The sequence below is a fragment of the Rhizobium sp. RU20A genome (assembly GCF_900155885.1).
Taxonomy (GTDB): domain Bacteria; phylum Pseudomonadota; class Alphaproteobacteria; order Rhizobiales; family Rhizobiaceae; genus RU20A.
Window position 1 is genome coordinate 1,325,875 of the sequence record NZ_FTMB01000001.1, and the last position, 13,936, is coordinate 1,339,810.

Genomic DNA, 13,936 nt, shown 5'->3' on the forward strand with positions numbered 1-13,936 from the left:
CCCGCCTCCCGGCCGCGGGCTTTTTCTTTGGGGAAGACTGAGGTCACAGCCCGCGCAGATACGGGTTGCTGCGGCGCTCGTCTCCGATCCGCCCGCCCGGCCCATGGCCGCAGATGAAGCCGACATCGTCGCCGAGCGGCAGCACCTTGGTGCGGATCGAGTCCAGAAGCTGCTCGTGGTTGCCGCCATAAAGATCGGTGCGGCCGATCGAACCATGGAACAGCACGTCGCCGACATGGGCGAAGTTCTGGGCGCGATTGAAATAGATGACATGGCCGGGCGCATGGCCGGGGCAGTGATAAACCTCGAAGACATGCGCGCCGAAAGAAACGGTTTCGCCATCCGCAAGCCAGCGGTCGGGCAGGAGGTTGTCAACCTTCATGGCGAGGCCGTATTTTTCGGCCTGCGTTTCAAGGTTTTCCAAAAGCGGCTTGTCGTCGATATGCGGGCCGATAATGTCGACCTCAAGGTGCTGCTTGAGCTCCTTGGCGCCGCCGGCATGATCGATATGCCCGTGCGTCAGCCAGATAGCCTCGATGGTGATGCCGTTGTCCTTCAGCGTCTGAAGGATCACCTCGACGTCGCCGCCGGGATCGACAACCACGCCGCGCATCGTTTCCGTGTCGAAGAGCACGGTGCAGTTCTGCTGGAAATGGGTGACGGGAATAATACCGGCCTGCAACATCGCTTGCTCCTTCTCGCCGCGCCCGCCCCCGTCAGCGGGCGGCGGAGGGTCTGTCGGGCGCAGCGGTAAAGGCTCGGTGGCGCCAAGTCAAAGCTTTCGGCAATGCGTAAAAAGTCTCGGCGACGGTGGCCGCGCCTTCATGACTGTCAGCGGAGCTCTGCAATCTCAAGCGCCGGCGGGATCGGGCTTGCAAGATTGACGGTGGTCATCAACAGGCCGGCAACGGCGATCTTTGCGGCGATCACGACGATGAAGACCGACTTCATCGGGTTAGCGGCACCTTCGGCGCTTGTGTGGTCGCTGGAAAGGGCGGAGGACAGGGTCATCGTCTTCATGGGATCGGGCCTCTGATGCAGCTTGGGTTCGTGAGCCGACCGGCCTGCACCCTGCCGATCGGTTTATGCTGATATTCTGGGAGCTTGGTCACGCTCCCTCACGGAAATTTCAATGCCCTCACAAGTCCGCAGCGCCCCGGAAGTTCCCTTCCGTCGCGAAACGAAGGAGGCTGTCTTCAACTGCGTCCAATCTGCCACAGCCATCTCGGCCGGCGGGTCCCCCCGGGAACAGAATGCGGACTTGGCGGGTTGTTGCCGCGTTCACAACGGAGTGATTGCAATGAAACACCGTCCCCTTCTTTTGGCCCTCTCGGCAGGCGCCATGGCCCTCACCGTCTTCGCCCTTCCGGCCGAAGCAGCGATCTCTGCCACGGCGACGACAGACCTCAACATTCGCTCCGGCCCCGGCCCGCAATATCCCGCCGTCGGCCTTGCTGGTCGTGGCAGCGCGGTCTTGGTGGATGGCTGCATTGAAGGCAGCCGCTGGTGTCAGGTGGATGTGAACGGCACGCGCGGCTGGGCCTATTCGACATATCTTGCGGCCGATGAAGGCGGCACGACAGTGGTAATCGAAAACGAGCGCGCCGCGCTTGCGATTCCGACCGTCACCTATGAAGGACCGGCCGTTGAAACCACCGCTTCGATGCCGATGGGCGGCGAACTGATCGGCCCCGTTGAGGCTGTCGATGCCATCCAGCCGCCGGACACGGTGCGCACCTATATCGATGGCAACCCCTCCGACCCCGTCTATCTCGACGGTGAAGTGGTGCTCGGCGCAACCGTTCCGGAGACCGTGACATTCCGCGAAATCCCGGACTACGAATATCGCTACGTGCGCGTCAACGGCCAGCCGGTGCTCGTCGAGCCGCAGACCCGCCGCATCGTCTACGTCTACCGTTGAGCCCCGAGCTCGCTCTTTCCTGACGGGGCCGCGCCGACACCGGTGCGGCCCGTTTTTGCAGTACGTACCATCAGCATCGACTCCGCCCAGACGGATTGCAGTGGAAAGGCGCGCGTCCCCTTGGCGTCAAATCGCTTTTCGATTGGCGAGCCGGGAGCCAGCGCCTATCCTTGCGCCGGCGGGCGGCACTGGACCGGCCCATGGGATGGCGCTAGATGGGTCAGGATCACTGACTTGTTTGATGCGGCCGCCGCCGCGATGCGAGGGACCGGAAAGTGGCATTGCAGAGGGAGAGCAACGGTGCATCGCCGGCTGAAGCCGAGGCGGGCAGCATCGACTACGAGATCATCGAGCTCCTGTTCTTCGCCTATCGCGACTTCACCTCCGACCCCGATGCCATTCTGGAGCGCAGCGGTTTTGGTCGCGCCCATCACCGCGTCCTGCACTTCGTGGACCGCGAGCCCGGCATGACCGTTGCCGATCTTCTCGATACGCTGAACATCACCAAACAATCGCTTGCGCGTGTTTTGAAGCAGCTGATCGACAATGATTACATTCATCAGGTCGCCGGCCCCGAGGATCGCCGCCAGCGCAAGCTTTACACAACGAAAAGCGGTCGCCAGTTGGCGCGGGCGCTCGCCGAGCCACAGTCCCGCCGCATCGCGCAGGCATTGGCGAAATCAGGACCGGAGGCCCGCGCCACTGTGGCGCGGTTTCTGGAGGCGATGCGAAACGAACCGGACGGGACGTGACGGCGGGGCCGAAAGACCAGCCGGTTCGAGAGGGAGGGATCAGCGTGACGACCAAGCCGACCATTGCGGATGACGCCCCGCATCTTCTGGTGGTCGATGACGACCGGCGTATCCGCGACCTGCTCAACCGCTACCTCGTCGACCAGGGTTTTCGCGTCACGGCGGCGGCGGATGCCGCCGAAGCGCGGCGCAAGCTGGAAGGCCTCGACTTCGACCTCCTGATCATCGATGTGATGATGCCGGGCGAAACCGGCGTTTCGCTCACCAGGGACCTGCGCGCCATCAAGACGGTGCCGATCATCATGCTGACGGCGCTTGCCGAGACCCACGCCCGCATCGAGGGGCTGGAGGCGGGCGCCGACGACTATCTGCCCAAACCCTTCGAGCCGCGCGAACTGGTGCTGCGCATCAACAACATCCTGCGCCGCAACGCCACCGCCTCCACCTCCAAAGTCGATCAGGTCATCTTCGGCCCCTATACCTATTCGCTCGTCAAGCGCGAGTTGCGCAAGGGCGCCGAGCAAATCCGGCTCACCGACCGCGAGCAGGAAATCATGACGCTGTTTTCTGAGCGGGCCGGCGAGACGATCCCGCGTCACGAACTCATCAGCGACGATACGGAAGTCGGCGAACGCACCATCGACGTTCAGATCAACCGCCTGCGGCGCAAGATCGAGGAGGACCCGTCCAACCCGCTCTGGCTGCAGACGGTGCGCGGCATCGGCTACCGGCTGAGCACGGATTGAGGGTCGCGGCGTGGCGGACATCGGCACATCCATGCACACCGCCCGGCGCCACCTGAAGAAGGGCGGCGAGATATGGACCCGCTTCACCCGCTGGCTGCGCCGCCAGTTGCCGATGGGCCTTTACGCCCGCTCGCTGCTGATCGTCATCATCCCCATGGTGCTGTTGCAGTCGGTCGTCGCCTTCGTCTTCATGGAGCGCCACTGGCAGCTCGTCACCCAGCGGCTCTCCTCCGCCGTCACCAGCGACATCGCCGCCCTCATCGACCTCATCGATCTCTCGCCCGAGACGATCAGCGATGCCGACATCATCCGCGTTGCCCGTGACCGGCTGAACCTCAACCTCTCGATCGAACCGGGTGGCGAGCTGCCCGCCCCGCGCCCGAAACCCTTCTTCGAAATCCTCGACCAGATCCTCAGCGAAGAGATTTCCAAGCAGATCCGGCGCCCCTACTGGATCGACACGGTCGGCGACAGCGACATCGTCGAGATCCGCATCAAGATCGACGGCGACCGCATCCTGCGCATCTATGCCCGCCGCAACAGCGCCTATGCCTCCAACACCCACATCTTCATCGTCTGGATGGTCGGCGCATCGCTCGTGCTCTTGACCATCGCCATCCTCTTCCTGCGCGGCCAGATCCGCCCGATCCTCGCGCTGGCGCAGGCTGCGGAGAGTTTCGGCAAGGGACAGAAGATCGCCAGCTTCCAGCCGCGCGGTGCCGAGGAAATCCGCCGAGCCGGCCTTGCCTTCATCCTCATGCGCGAGCGCATCGAACGGCAGATCGAGCAGCGCACGGCGATGCTGACAGGCGTCTCGCACGACCTGCGCACCATTCTCACCCGCTTCAAGCTGCAACTGGCACTCGCCGGCAACGATCCCGACCTCGAAGGCCTCAACCAGGATGTCGAGGACATGCAGAGCATGCTGGAAGGTTACCTCGCCTTCGCCCGCAGCGAGGCGGAAGAGGACCTCGGCAATCTGAAACTCAGCGACCTCGTGACCCGCATGGAAGCCGAGGCCGAACTGATGGGGAAAACGCTGACGGCGACGGCGGAAGGGGACGACGATGTGCGCGTGCGCCCCAACGCCTTTACCCGCCTCGTCGGCAATATCATCTCCAACGCCTTCCGCTATGCCGACACCGTTGCCGTCGATATCCGCCACGGCGCCAAATGGCTGACGATCACCGTCGATGACGACGGCCCCGGCATTGCCGAAAAGGACCGGGAGGACGTCTTCAAGCCCTTCTACCGGCTGGACGAAGCCCGTAACCTCAACGCCTCAGGCACCGGCCTCGGCCTTGCGATTGCCCGCGACATCGCCCGAAGCCATGGCGGCAACGTCACGCTCGCCGACAGCCCGCTGGGTGGCCTGCGCGCCACGATCCGCGTCCCGGCGTGAGGCGGTTCTACCGATTGGAAGAAAAAGACAGACTCAGCAGAGCTTTGCGCCGTTCGGCGCGTCCTTGTCCGGCACGGCGAGCACGATCGCGCCGTCAGCATCGGCAAAGCCGAGGGTCAGCACCTCGGATCGGAACGGCCCGATCTGCCGTGGCGGGAAATTCACCACACCCATCACGCGCCGGCCGACCAGCGTCTCGGGCGTGTAATGCACGGTGATCTGTGCGGAGGACTTCTTGAGGCCGATGTCCGGGCCAAAATCGATCACCATCTTGATGGAAGGCTTGCGGGCTTCCGGAAAGGGCATGGCCTCGACGATGGTGCCGACACGAATGTCGACGCGCTCGAAATCGGCAAAGCTGATGGTGTCGGTCTGCGGTGCATCGGACATGGCTGGCCTCAACCGGCGAGTTCTTCGGCGCGGCGGCGGGCCGCCTCGATCGCCTTGTCGAACAGGGGCTGCATGCCGTCATCGGCCATGAGCACGGAGAGCGCCGCGGCCGTGGTGCCGCCGGGCGAGGTCACGTTCTTGCGCAGCGTTGCGGCGTCATCGGGGGACCGATGAAGAAGTTCACCAGCCCCCGATACCGTCTCCCGTGCGAGCCGCATGGCGAGGTCCGCCGGAAGCCCGGCCTTGCGACCGGCTTCCGCCATGCACTCCACGAGATGGAAGACATAGGCCGGCCCGCTGCCGGAAACAGCCGTGACGGCATCAATTTTTTCTTCCGCATCGACCCACTCCACGGGGCCGCTGACGGCGAGCATGGCGTGAACGGCCGCACGAGCGTCATCCGTCACACGCGCATTGGCAAAGGCACCCGTCACGCCGCGCCCGATCATGGCCGGCGTGTTCGGCATGGCGCGCACCATGGCGCAAGCGCCGAGATGAGCTTCGAGGAAGGACAGCGTCTTGCCGGCGGCCACCGAAACGACCACGGCCTGCGGACCGACCAGGCTTTTGAGCGGCGGCAGGACGGCGTCCATGACCTGCGGCTTGACGGCGAGAAGGAGAATGGAGGCAATCGTGCCGGCCGGCGCCGCCGTCGCATGCTGAACACCGTGCTCGGCCATCAGGGCCGACATGGCGGGCGACGGACCGGGGTCGAGAACCAGAAAATCCGAACCGGCCATGCCGCTCTTCAGCCAGCCGGAGAGCATGGCGCCGCCCATATTGCCGGCGCCGACGAGAACGATCGGCCCCTTGCCTTCCGCAGCCACCATCACGCTTCCCCGACGGTCTCGAACAGGACGGCATCGACCGCGCGCTGCGCATCCATGCCCGACCAGACGACGAACTGGAACGCCTGGAAATAGCTCTCGCAGGCATCGATCGCGCTCGACAGCAGCACTTCCACCTGCTGGTTGGTCGGCTCGGCGCCGCCGGCCAGCAGCAGTGACTGGCGGAAGATCACGACTTCCTCCTGCCGCCACAGATCGAAGTGACCCATCAGCACCTGGCCGTTGATGTGCGACAGGAGGCGGATCACCTCGTTGACGCGGCTTTCCGGCACCTTGATGTCGAAGGCGCAGGCCAGATGCAGCGCCTCGAACTGCTCCATCCACGAGAAGGACACGTGGTAATCCGTCCAGCGCCCCTCGACCGTCATGGCGATTTCATCCTCGCCGGAACGCTCGAACGACCAGTCGTTGTTGGCGGCCACGAACTCGATCATGTCGACCGGGTTCGATTGCCGTTCAAGCTCCCATTCCATCAGGCTCATGCATCACCCCAAAGTCCGGTCGAACGCGCACTGCCCTGCCTTCACGAGGAGGACGGCACACACCAAACACCGGAACAGACTTCTGATTTGCGGACCTGCGGTCAACCTGGCGACACTACCCTGCCTGGAGCTTGCGTGGTCCGTTTCGAATCATCATTTAAAATCAGTGTATAACGGCGGAGTCAGCAAGAAAGCCCCCTCCCCGTAAATTCCCGCCTGCGACGGCCGATCAAGCCTTCGAGATTGAGTCAGCAGGGCGATTTAACCGACTCTGGCGTAAGGCTTTTTCAGGCATGTCCACAGGTGGAAAACTTTTCGCGGAAAAACCGTTTGGAATCAAAACGGGCCTGCGACGAGGGTCGAAGGCCCGCTGAAATGCGAGAAACTGTCGTGAAATGGAGCAGCCTGTCAGGCGCCCGTATTACCGGAAAGGCGCGCTTCGAGGGCCTCGATGCGCTTCAGCAAGGCATCGTTTTCCTCGCGCGCCCGAATCGCCATGTCGCGCACCGCTTCGAATTCCTCGCGCTTGACCACGTCCATGGAATTCATGAAGCGCTCCGCCTGCGCGCGGAAAGCCGTCTCAACTTCGGCCCGCACGCCCTGCGCGGCGCCGGCGGCATCGGTCATCAGCTTGGCGAAATCGTCGAAAATGCGGTTGGTGCCGGTCGTCATGGTCGAAGAACTCCCTGTCGTAAGGCCCTCGCGGCGGGCCGCCTCGCATGGAAATGAGGTAGGGTGCCGCAGGCGTCGTTGCAAGGAAAAATGCAGTTGAGGGAACGGGCCGATCCCCTTGCTCGCCTTGACCACACCGGATTCGGACGCCATGTTCCCGCCCATCAGGGACTGACCAGTCCCGACGCCCCTTCGCGAAGCGGATGAAAGCGCGCCGTGTACAGTCTCGAGACCTTTCTCGCCATCATGCCGTTTCCGGAAATCGATCCGGTTCTGGTCCGCATCGGCCCGCTGGCCATCCACTGGTACGGGCTTGCCTATGTGGCCGGCATCGTGCTCGGCTGGCGTTACGCCGTGGCCATGACCAAACGGCCGACCCTGTGGCGCAACAACACGCCGGCCGTCACGGCCGAACAGCTGGATGACTTTCTGCTCTGGGCCGCCGCCGGCATCGTGGGCGGCGGGCGCATCGGCTATATCCTGTTTTATGATTTCGCCGCCGTTGCCGCCAATCCGCTGCGCGCCCTCGAGATCTGGAATGGCGGCATGTCGTTCCATGGCGGCCTGATCGGCACGCTGATCGCCATGCTCCTCTTTGCCCGGAAGCGCGGTATTCTCCCCTGGAGCCTCTTCGACATCGTGTGCGCCGTGGTGCCGATCGGCCTGTTCTTCGGCCGTATCGCCAATTTCATCAATGGCGAGCTGTGGGGACGGCTCTCCTCGGCGCCATGGGCCGTGATCTTCCCGACGGGCGGTCCCTTCCCGCGCCACCCGAGCCAGCTCTATGAGGCGGGTCTCGAAGGCATCCTGCTCCTCGGCGTGATCGCCATTGCCATCTTCCGCTTCGGTGCCCTGAAGCGACCGGCGCTCGTCAGCGGCATTTTTGCCACCGGCTATGCCCTCTCCCGCATCGTCGTCGAGTTCTTCCGTGAACCGGACGCCCAGCTCGGCTACCTCGCCTTCGGCTGGCTGACCATGGGCATGCTCCTGTCGCTGCCCATGCTGGCGGCGGGCCTGTGGGCGCTCTACCGCGGCCTCTCCACCCCTGCCGAGCCGGCGCGAGCGGAGGCCGGAGCATGACAACGCCGCTCGCCGACAAGATCAAGTCCATCATTCGCCTCAACGGCCCGCTCAGCGTCACCGACTATTTCTCGCTGTGCCTAGCCGACCCCGACCATGGCTACTACCGCACCCGCGAGCCCTTCGGCCGTTCCGGCGACTTCGTGACGGCGCCGGAGATCAGCCAGCTGTTCGGCGAGATGATCGGCATCTTCCTCGTCAATGCGTGGGAGCGCCACGGCTCGCCCGCGCCCGTCATTCTGGCCGAGGTCGGTCCCGGCCGCGGCACGATGATGGCCGATATCCTGCGTGTCATCGAACGCGTCTCGCCCGGCCTTTACGAGCTGTGCGCCGTCCACCTCATCGAGACCAGCGAGCGCCTCCAGAAGGTGCAGAGCCAGACGCTGGTCGAGCACAAGCCCAAGATCAGCTGGCACACCAGCTTCGAGACGCTGCCGCCCGGCTTCCTGCTGCTCGTCGCCAACGAGCTCTTCGACGCCGTGCCGATCCGCCAGTTCGTCAAGACGGCGCAAGGTTTTCGCGAGCGGCTTGTGGGGCTCGACGCCGAGGATCACCTGACCTTCGTGCCCGGCATCGCCACCATCGATCCCGACCTCCTGCCGGTGCCGGCCCAGTCCGTACCGCCGGGGACAGTGTTTGAAGTCGCGCCGGCCCGCGACGCGGTGATGGCGGCGCTGTGCCAGCGCATCGCCGCCCATGACGGCACGGCGCTGATTATCGATTACGGCCACATGGCGACCGGTTTTGGCGATACGCTGCAGGCCGTGCGCGACCACACCTATGATCCGCCGCTTGCCAATCCCGGCCTTGCGGACCTGACAAGCCATGTCGATTTCGAGCAGCTGGCCCGCCGCGCCAAAGCCGAGGGGCTGCGCGTCAACGGCCTTGCCCATCAGGGCGATTTCCTCTTGGCGCTGGGCATTGCCGAGCGCGCCGGCGCGCTGGGTTCGGGCAAGGATCTCGAAACGCAGGAAGAAATCCGCACCGCCGTCGAGCGCCTTGCCGGCAGCGGTGAAGGCCGCATGGGCGAGCTCTTCAAGGTGCTGGCCGTCAGCCACCCGGACGTCGATATCGCCCCCTTCCAGAAGTGAGCGGAAACAGGATCGGACGCCCGCAATGCGATTTGCGGCGTTGACAGCCGCCGCTCGACCGGCCACCCTTGCGACCAATCACCCGCCGCGCGCCTGATCTGCGTGGCCAGACACCGTTGCAACGCGCAGGACGCGCGCTACGCCGATGATGCCGGAGCCGAACGAGACCATTCGACCCGAGCCCGCCCGTTCAACCTTGATACAACCCTCTTTGCGAGCGCACCACCTGCCGGACAGCTCCTCTGGCAGTGCCCGAACCAGCGGAGACCGCGATATCGTGACCCACAGCGCCCTGACCGAGACCGCCGATGCCGAGCGGACCGCCGACACCCCGGCAGAACCGGCGCCGATCCTTTCCAAGCGCCTTGCCGCGCTGGCCGACGCCGGCGTCGTGCATGGCTACTTTACCCGCGAAGGCGGCGTATCTGAGGGCCCGCTCTACCGCGGGCTCAATGTCGGCCTCGGCTCGCAGGACAGCCGCGAGGCCGTCCACGAGAACCGCCGCCGTGTCGCCGCCTGGTTCGGCGCCGCGCCCGGCCGGCTCGCAACGGTCCATCAGGTCCATTCGCCCGATGTCGTGACGGTTGACGAGACCTATGACGGCGCCCGTCCCGAGGCCGATGCGCTCGTCACCCGGACGCCCGGTCTCGTCCTCGGCGTCCTCACCGCCGATTGCGGACCGATTCTCTTCGCCGACCCCGAGGCCGGGGTGATCGGCGCGGCCCATGCCGGCTGGAAGGGAGCTTTCGGCGGCGTGCTGGAAGCGACCATCGACGCCATGGAAAGGCTGGGCGCCGATCGCACCCGCATCACTGCCAGCCTCGGCCCGTCGATCAGCCGCCGGAACTACGAAGTCGGCCAGGAGTTCTACGACCGTTTCCTCGCCCACGATCCGGAGTACGCCCTCTTCTTCACACCCGCCGCCCGCGACAGCCATTTCATGTTCGACCTGCCGGCCCTGACGGTGAAGCGACTGACCGATGCGGGCGTTGCCGCCGACAATCTCGACATCTGCACCTATGCGGACGAGGAGCGATTCTTCTCGTTCCGCCGCACCACCCACCGCGCCGAGCCCGATTACGGCCGGCAGATCTCCGCCATCATGATCCGGGAGCGCTAAGCCATGGCCCTGCACTTTGCCGAACAGGAATATGCCGCCCGCCTGACGCGGCTGACCGCCCGCATGCGCGAGGAGAAGCTCGATGCCGTGCTGCTTTTCGCGCAGGAAAGCATGTACTGGCTGACGGGCTACGACACCTTCGGCTACTGCTTCTTCCAGACGCTTGTGGTCAAGCTCGACGGCTCCATGGTGCTGCTGACGCGCTCGGCGGACCTGCGCCAGGCCCGCCACACCTCCAATATCGAGCGCATTCAGATCTGGGTTGACCGCGTCAACGCCGATCCGACCGCCGATCTCAAGAACCTTCTCTCCGATCTCGACCTGCTCGGCTGCCGCATCGGCGTCGAGTTTGATACGCACGGCATGACAGGCCTCGTCGCGCGCCGCCTTGACCATCAATTGACGAGTTTCGGCGAGGTTGTCGATGCCTCGGCGCTGGTCGGCAATCTGCGTCTCGTCAAGAGTGAGGCGGAAATCGCCCATGTGCTGCGGGCCGGGGAACTCGCCGATGCCGCGCTTGATGCGGCCCTGCCGCTGATCCGTCCCGGCGCCAGCGAGGCCGAAATCCTCGCCGCCATGCAGGGCGCGGTTCTGGCCGGCGGCGGCGATTATCCCGCCAACGAATTCGTCATCGGCTCGGGCACCGACGCACTGCTGTGCCGCTACAAGTCCGGCCGCCGCAAGCTCGATGCCGACGACCAGCTGACATTGGAATGGGCCGGCGTCAGCGCTCATTACCACGCGCCCATGATGCGCACCGTGATCATCGGCGAACCGAGCAACCGCCACCGTGAACTCTACAGCGCCTGCCGTGAAGCCATGCAGGCCATCGAGATGGTGCTGCGCCCCGGCAACACCTTCGGAACGGTCTTCGACGTCCATGCCCGCATCATGGACGAGCGGGGCCTTGCCAAACACCGGTTGAATGCCTGCGGCTATTCGGTCGGCGCCCGCTTCTCCCCGTCCTGGATGGAAAGCCAGATGTTCCATGTCGGCAATCCCCACCCCATCGAGCCGGACATGTCGCTCTTCGTGCACATGATCATCATGGACAGCGAAACCGGGACCGCCATGACGCTCGGACAAACCTATCTGACGACAGCGGGCGAGCCCCGTGCCCTGTCCCGCTACGGGCTGGATTTCATCTCTACTTAAGATTTGCTGGTCAGGATGGCTGATTGACAGGGCCGGACGGCCCTGCACATCATCGGATCGAAAGCGGAACGCCCGTTTGTCGACGCATATGGGTGTTTTCGATCCTTGAAACGCCACATCGTTCCGACCCTCTTCCGGATCGGTGCTGCCGGGAGTAGCGGATGAAGCCATTGTGCGACCTTGACCATCTCCACCCCCTCTTTGAAACACCAGCAGGCAATGCCTCCAACGGCACGCGTATATCAACAACCCCGCGCGCGCTCCCGGCGCTTGCCATCTCGGTCGCCCTCTCTCTTGTCCTTCTGTCCGGCTGCAACAGCACGGATGCGCTGACCCCGCAGGTCGATGTCGGCGCCGGTACCTTCAACTCGCCGCCTGTCACGGAGCGCGACCTCGACGGTATGGCAAGCCAGCCTCCCGTGACCACGGGACAGCAACAGGCGGCCAGCCAGCCCGTCCGCCAAAGCGAGCAACCGATCACCGGCCAGACGCTCGCACCGCCCTCCTCCACCACGACCACCGCGCTCCATGGAGGGACGGCTGCCGGAAACGGCACCTACCACGATCCGGCCGGTACGCTGGAGGGCCAGGCCGCAGCGCTGGGCAGCCAGCCGGCCGCCACGCAGCAGCAACCTGTCCAGCAGACCGTGAGCGAACCGGTTGCCGCGCAGCCGGCAACGGGACAGCAGGCAAACCAGCCGCCAACGCAGACCGCCGCTGTCAATCCGCAGGCCGGTGCCCTCTCGGTGCGCTTCCTTCCGATCATCGGCGCACCCGTACAGGCCGTCACCCCGCTGTCGCGTCAGCTCGGCGCCGACGCCCGCGCAAAGGGAATCACCATCAAGAGCGCGACGGATGCCTCCGCCCAGCATATGCTGAAAGGCTATTTCTCCGCCTTTGCGGACGGACCGAAGACCACGGTCACCTATGTATGGGACGTGCTCGATGCCTCCGGCAACCGGTTGAACCGCATTCAGGGTCAGGAAACCGCGCCGGGCGGCGGAGCCGATCCCTGGGCGACCGTTGCGCCCGAGACCATGCAGGCCATCGCCTCAAAGACCATCGAGAGCTATCTGAGCTGGCGCAATGGCCGTTAACCAGAAATGATTCCAACCCCTCACGACCCAAGCTCTTGCAGCCGCATGGCATTTCCACTTTTAAACCGATTGCGTCCCGACGAAATCCGCCCGGCCCCCTTGCAATCGGGCGGGGGGTGGTTATTAAGCGCGAAAACAAGGCCTCTTTCGGTGATGGGGCCGCGGAACAACGCGCGCGTGGCCTTCAGCCATGACGCGCCCAGACAGGCGGACCATCCATGAAGGTATTCGCAGGCAACTCGAACCGTCACCTTGCCGAAGCCATCTGCTCCTATCTCAATCTTCCCCTCGGCAAAGCCACGGTTCGCCGCTTCGCAGACCAGGAAATATTCGTCGAAATTCAGGAAAACGTCCGCGGCGAGGACATCTTCATCATCCAGTCCACCTCGTTCCCCACGAACGATCACCTGATGGAACTGCTGATCATGATCGATGCCATGCGCCGTTCCTCGGCCAAGCGCATCACCGCCGTGCTCCCCTATTTCGGCTATGCCCGCCAGGACCGCAAACCGGGTCCGCGCACGCCGATTTCCGCAAAGCTCGTCGCCAACCTGATCACCGAAGCCGGCGCCGACCGCGTGATGACGCTCGACCTGCATGCCGGCCAGATCCAGGGCTTCTTCGACATCCCCACCGACAATCTCTACGCCATCCCGATTCTGGCCCGCGACGTGAAGGACAATTACGACCTGAAGAACGTCATGGTCGTCTCGCCCGACGTCGGCGGCGTGGTGCGCGCCCGCTCGCTGGCCAAGCGTCTCGACTGTCTGCTCGCCATCGTCGACAAGCGCCGCGATCGTCCGGGTGAATCCGAAGTCATGAACGTCATCGGGGACGTCACCGGCAAGGACTGCCTGCTGATCGACGACATCGTCGATTCCGGGGGCACGCTCTGCAACGCCGCCGAGGCCCTGCTGAAGAACGGCGCGACCAGCGTCACCGCCTATATTACCCATGGCGTTCTTTCGGGCGGCGCCGTGGCGCGCGTCACGGCCTCCAAGCTCAAGGAACTCGTGATCACCGACTCGATCCAGCCGACCACGGCCGTCCAGTCGGCGCACAATATCCGCGTCATCTCGACCGCCAGCCTGCTTGGCGAGGCCATCAACCGCACGAGCATGGAATCGTCCGTCTCGAGCCTCTTCGACTGACCGGCATTCCCCGCCGTCACGGGCAGCCG

The 13,936-nt window shown here is 64.5% G+C and carries 16 protein-coding genes; 10 read left to right on the top strand and 6 right to left on the bottom strand.

What is annotated here, in order from left to right:
• Positions 1-43: 43 nt before the first annotated feature.
• On the bottom strand, positions 44-685 hold the full coding sequence (locus F3H41_RS06360; protein WP_149737735.1) for an MBL fold metallo-hydrolase: 642 nt from the start codon (positions 683-685) through the stop codon (positions 44-46).
• Between the two features lie 146 nt (positions 686-831).
• Positions 832-1,020 (bottom strand): hypothetical protein, encoded by a 189-nt coding sequence (locus F3H41_RS06365; protein ID WP_149737736.1) that lies wholly within the window; start codon positions 1,018-1,020, stop codon positions 832-834.
• Positions 1,021-1,342: 322 nt separating this feature from the next.
• Here F3H41_RS06365 and F3H41_RS06370 point away from each other — a divergent pair, with 322 nt between their 5' ends.
• From F3H41_RS06370 to F3H41_RS06385, 4 genes are all read left to right on the top strand, one after another.
• Positions 1,343-1,921: a DUF1236 domain-containing protein gene (locus tag F3H41_RS06370; protein WP_244616127.1), complete on the top strand. Its 579-nt coding sequence runs from the start codon at positions 1,343-1,345 to the stop codon at positions 1,919-1,921.
• Positions 1,922-2,196: 275 nt separating this feature from the next.
• A complete protein-coding gene (locus F3H41_RS06375) occupies positions 2,197-2,673 on the top strand; it encodes a MarR family transcriptional regulator (RefSeq protein WP_149737738.1) in 477 nt (158 codons plus the stop codon).
• A gap of 44 nt (positions 2,674-2,717) precedes the next feature.
• Positions 2,718-3,419: a response regulator gene (locus tag F3H41_RS06380; protein WP_149737739.1), complete on the top strand. Its 702-nt coding sequence runs from the start codon at positions 2,718-2,720 to the stop codon at positions 3,417-3,419.
• A 31-nt stretch (positions 3,420-3,450) separates the two neighbouring features.
• Positions 3,451-4,821: an ATP-binding protein gene (locus F3H41_RS06385; RefSeq protein WP_149738236.1), complete on the top strand. Its 1,371-nt coding sequence runs from the start codon at positions 3,451-3,453 to the stop codon at positions 4,819-4,821.
• Between the two features lie 33 nt (positions 4,822-4,854).
• Here F3H41_RS06385 and F3H41_RS06390 read toward each other — a convergent pair whose 3' ends face one another.
• The 4 genes from F3H41_RS06390 to F3H41_RS06405 form a co-directional block, all read right to left on the bottom strand.
• Entirely contained in the window at positions 4,855-5,211 is a 357-nt protein-coding gene (locus F3H41_RS06390) for a tRNA-binding protein (RefSeq protein WP_149737740.1), read from the bottom strand.
• 8 nt (positions 5,212-5,219) lie between these two features.
• Entirely contained in the window at positions 5,220-6,041 is an 822-nt protein-coding gene (gene proC, locus F3H41_RS06395; protein ID WP_149737741.1) for a pyrroline-5-carboxylate reductase, read from the bottom strand.
• Positions 6,041-6,541 (bottom strand): YbjN domain-containing protein, encoded by a 501-nt coding sequence (locus F3H41_RS06400; RefSeq protein ID WP_149737742.1) that lies wholly within the window; start codon positions 6,539-6,541, stop codon positions 6,041-6,043. Before F3H41_RS06400 ends, proC begins: the two co-directional genes overlap by 1 nt.
• A 408-nt stretch (positions 6,542-6,949) precedes the next feature.
• Positions 6,950-7,213: an accessory factor UbiK family protein gene (locus F3H41_RS06405; protein WP_149737743.1), complete on the bottom strand. Its 264-nt coding sequence runs from the start codon at positions 7,211-7,213 to the stop codon at positions 6,950-6,952.
• A 216-nt stretch (positions 7,214-7,429) separates the two neighbouring features.
• Between F3H41_RS06405 and lgt the strand changes: the two genes are divergently transcribed.
• From lgt to F3H41_RS06435, 6 genes are all read left to right on the top strand, one after another.
• Positions 7,430-8,293 carry a prolipoprotein diacylglyceryl transferase gene (lgt, locus tag F3H41_RS06410; protein WP_149737744.1) on the top strand — a complete coding sequence of 288 codons (864 nt, stop codon included), beginning with the start codon at positions 7,430-7,432 and terminating at the stop codon, positions 8,291-8,293.
• Complete coding sequence (locus F3H41_RS06415; protein ID WP_149737745.1) at positions 8,290-9,384, top strand: class I SAM-dependent methyltransferase; 1,095 nt, start codon at positions 8,290-8,292, stop codon at positions 9,382-9,384. Before lgt ends, F3H41_RS06415 begins: the two co-directional genes overlap by 4 nt.
• A 349-nt stretch (positions 9,385-9,733) precedes the next feature.
• A complete protein-coding gene (gene pgeF, locus F3H41_RS06420; protein ID WP_244616128.1) occupies positions 9,734-10,504 on the top strand; it encodes a peptidoglycan editing factor PgeF in 771 nt (256 codons plus the stop codon).
• Positions 10,505-10,507: 3 nt separating this feature from the next.
• Entirely contained in the window at positions 10,508-11,659 is a 1,152-nt protein-coding gene (locus tag F3H41_RS06425; RefSeq protein ID WP_149737746.1) for a Xaa-Pro peptidase family protein, read from the top strand.
• A gap of 161 nt (positions 11,660-11,820) precedes the next feature.
• The gene (locus F3H41_RS06430; RefSeq protein ID WP_244616085.1) at positions 11,821-12,756 is read left to right on the top strand and encodes a hypothetical protein; all 936 of its coding nucleotides are present in this window, start codon (positions 11,821-11,823) and stop codon (positions 12,754-12,756) included.
• Between the two features lie 218 nt (positions 12,757-12,974).
• On the top strand, positions 12,975-13,907 hold the full coding sequence (locus tag F3H41_RS06435; protein ID WP_149737747.1) for a ribose-phosphate pyrophosphokinase: 933 nt from the start codon (positions 12,975-12,977) through the stop codon (positions 13,905-13,907).
• Positions 13,908-13,936: the final 29 nt, after the last annotated feature.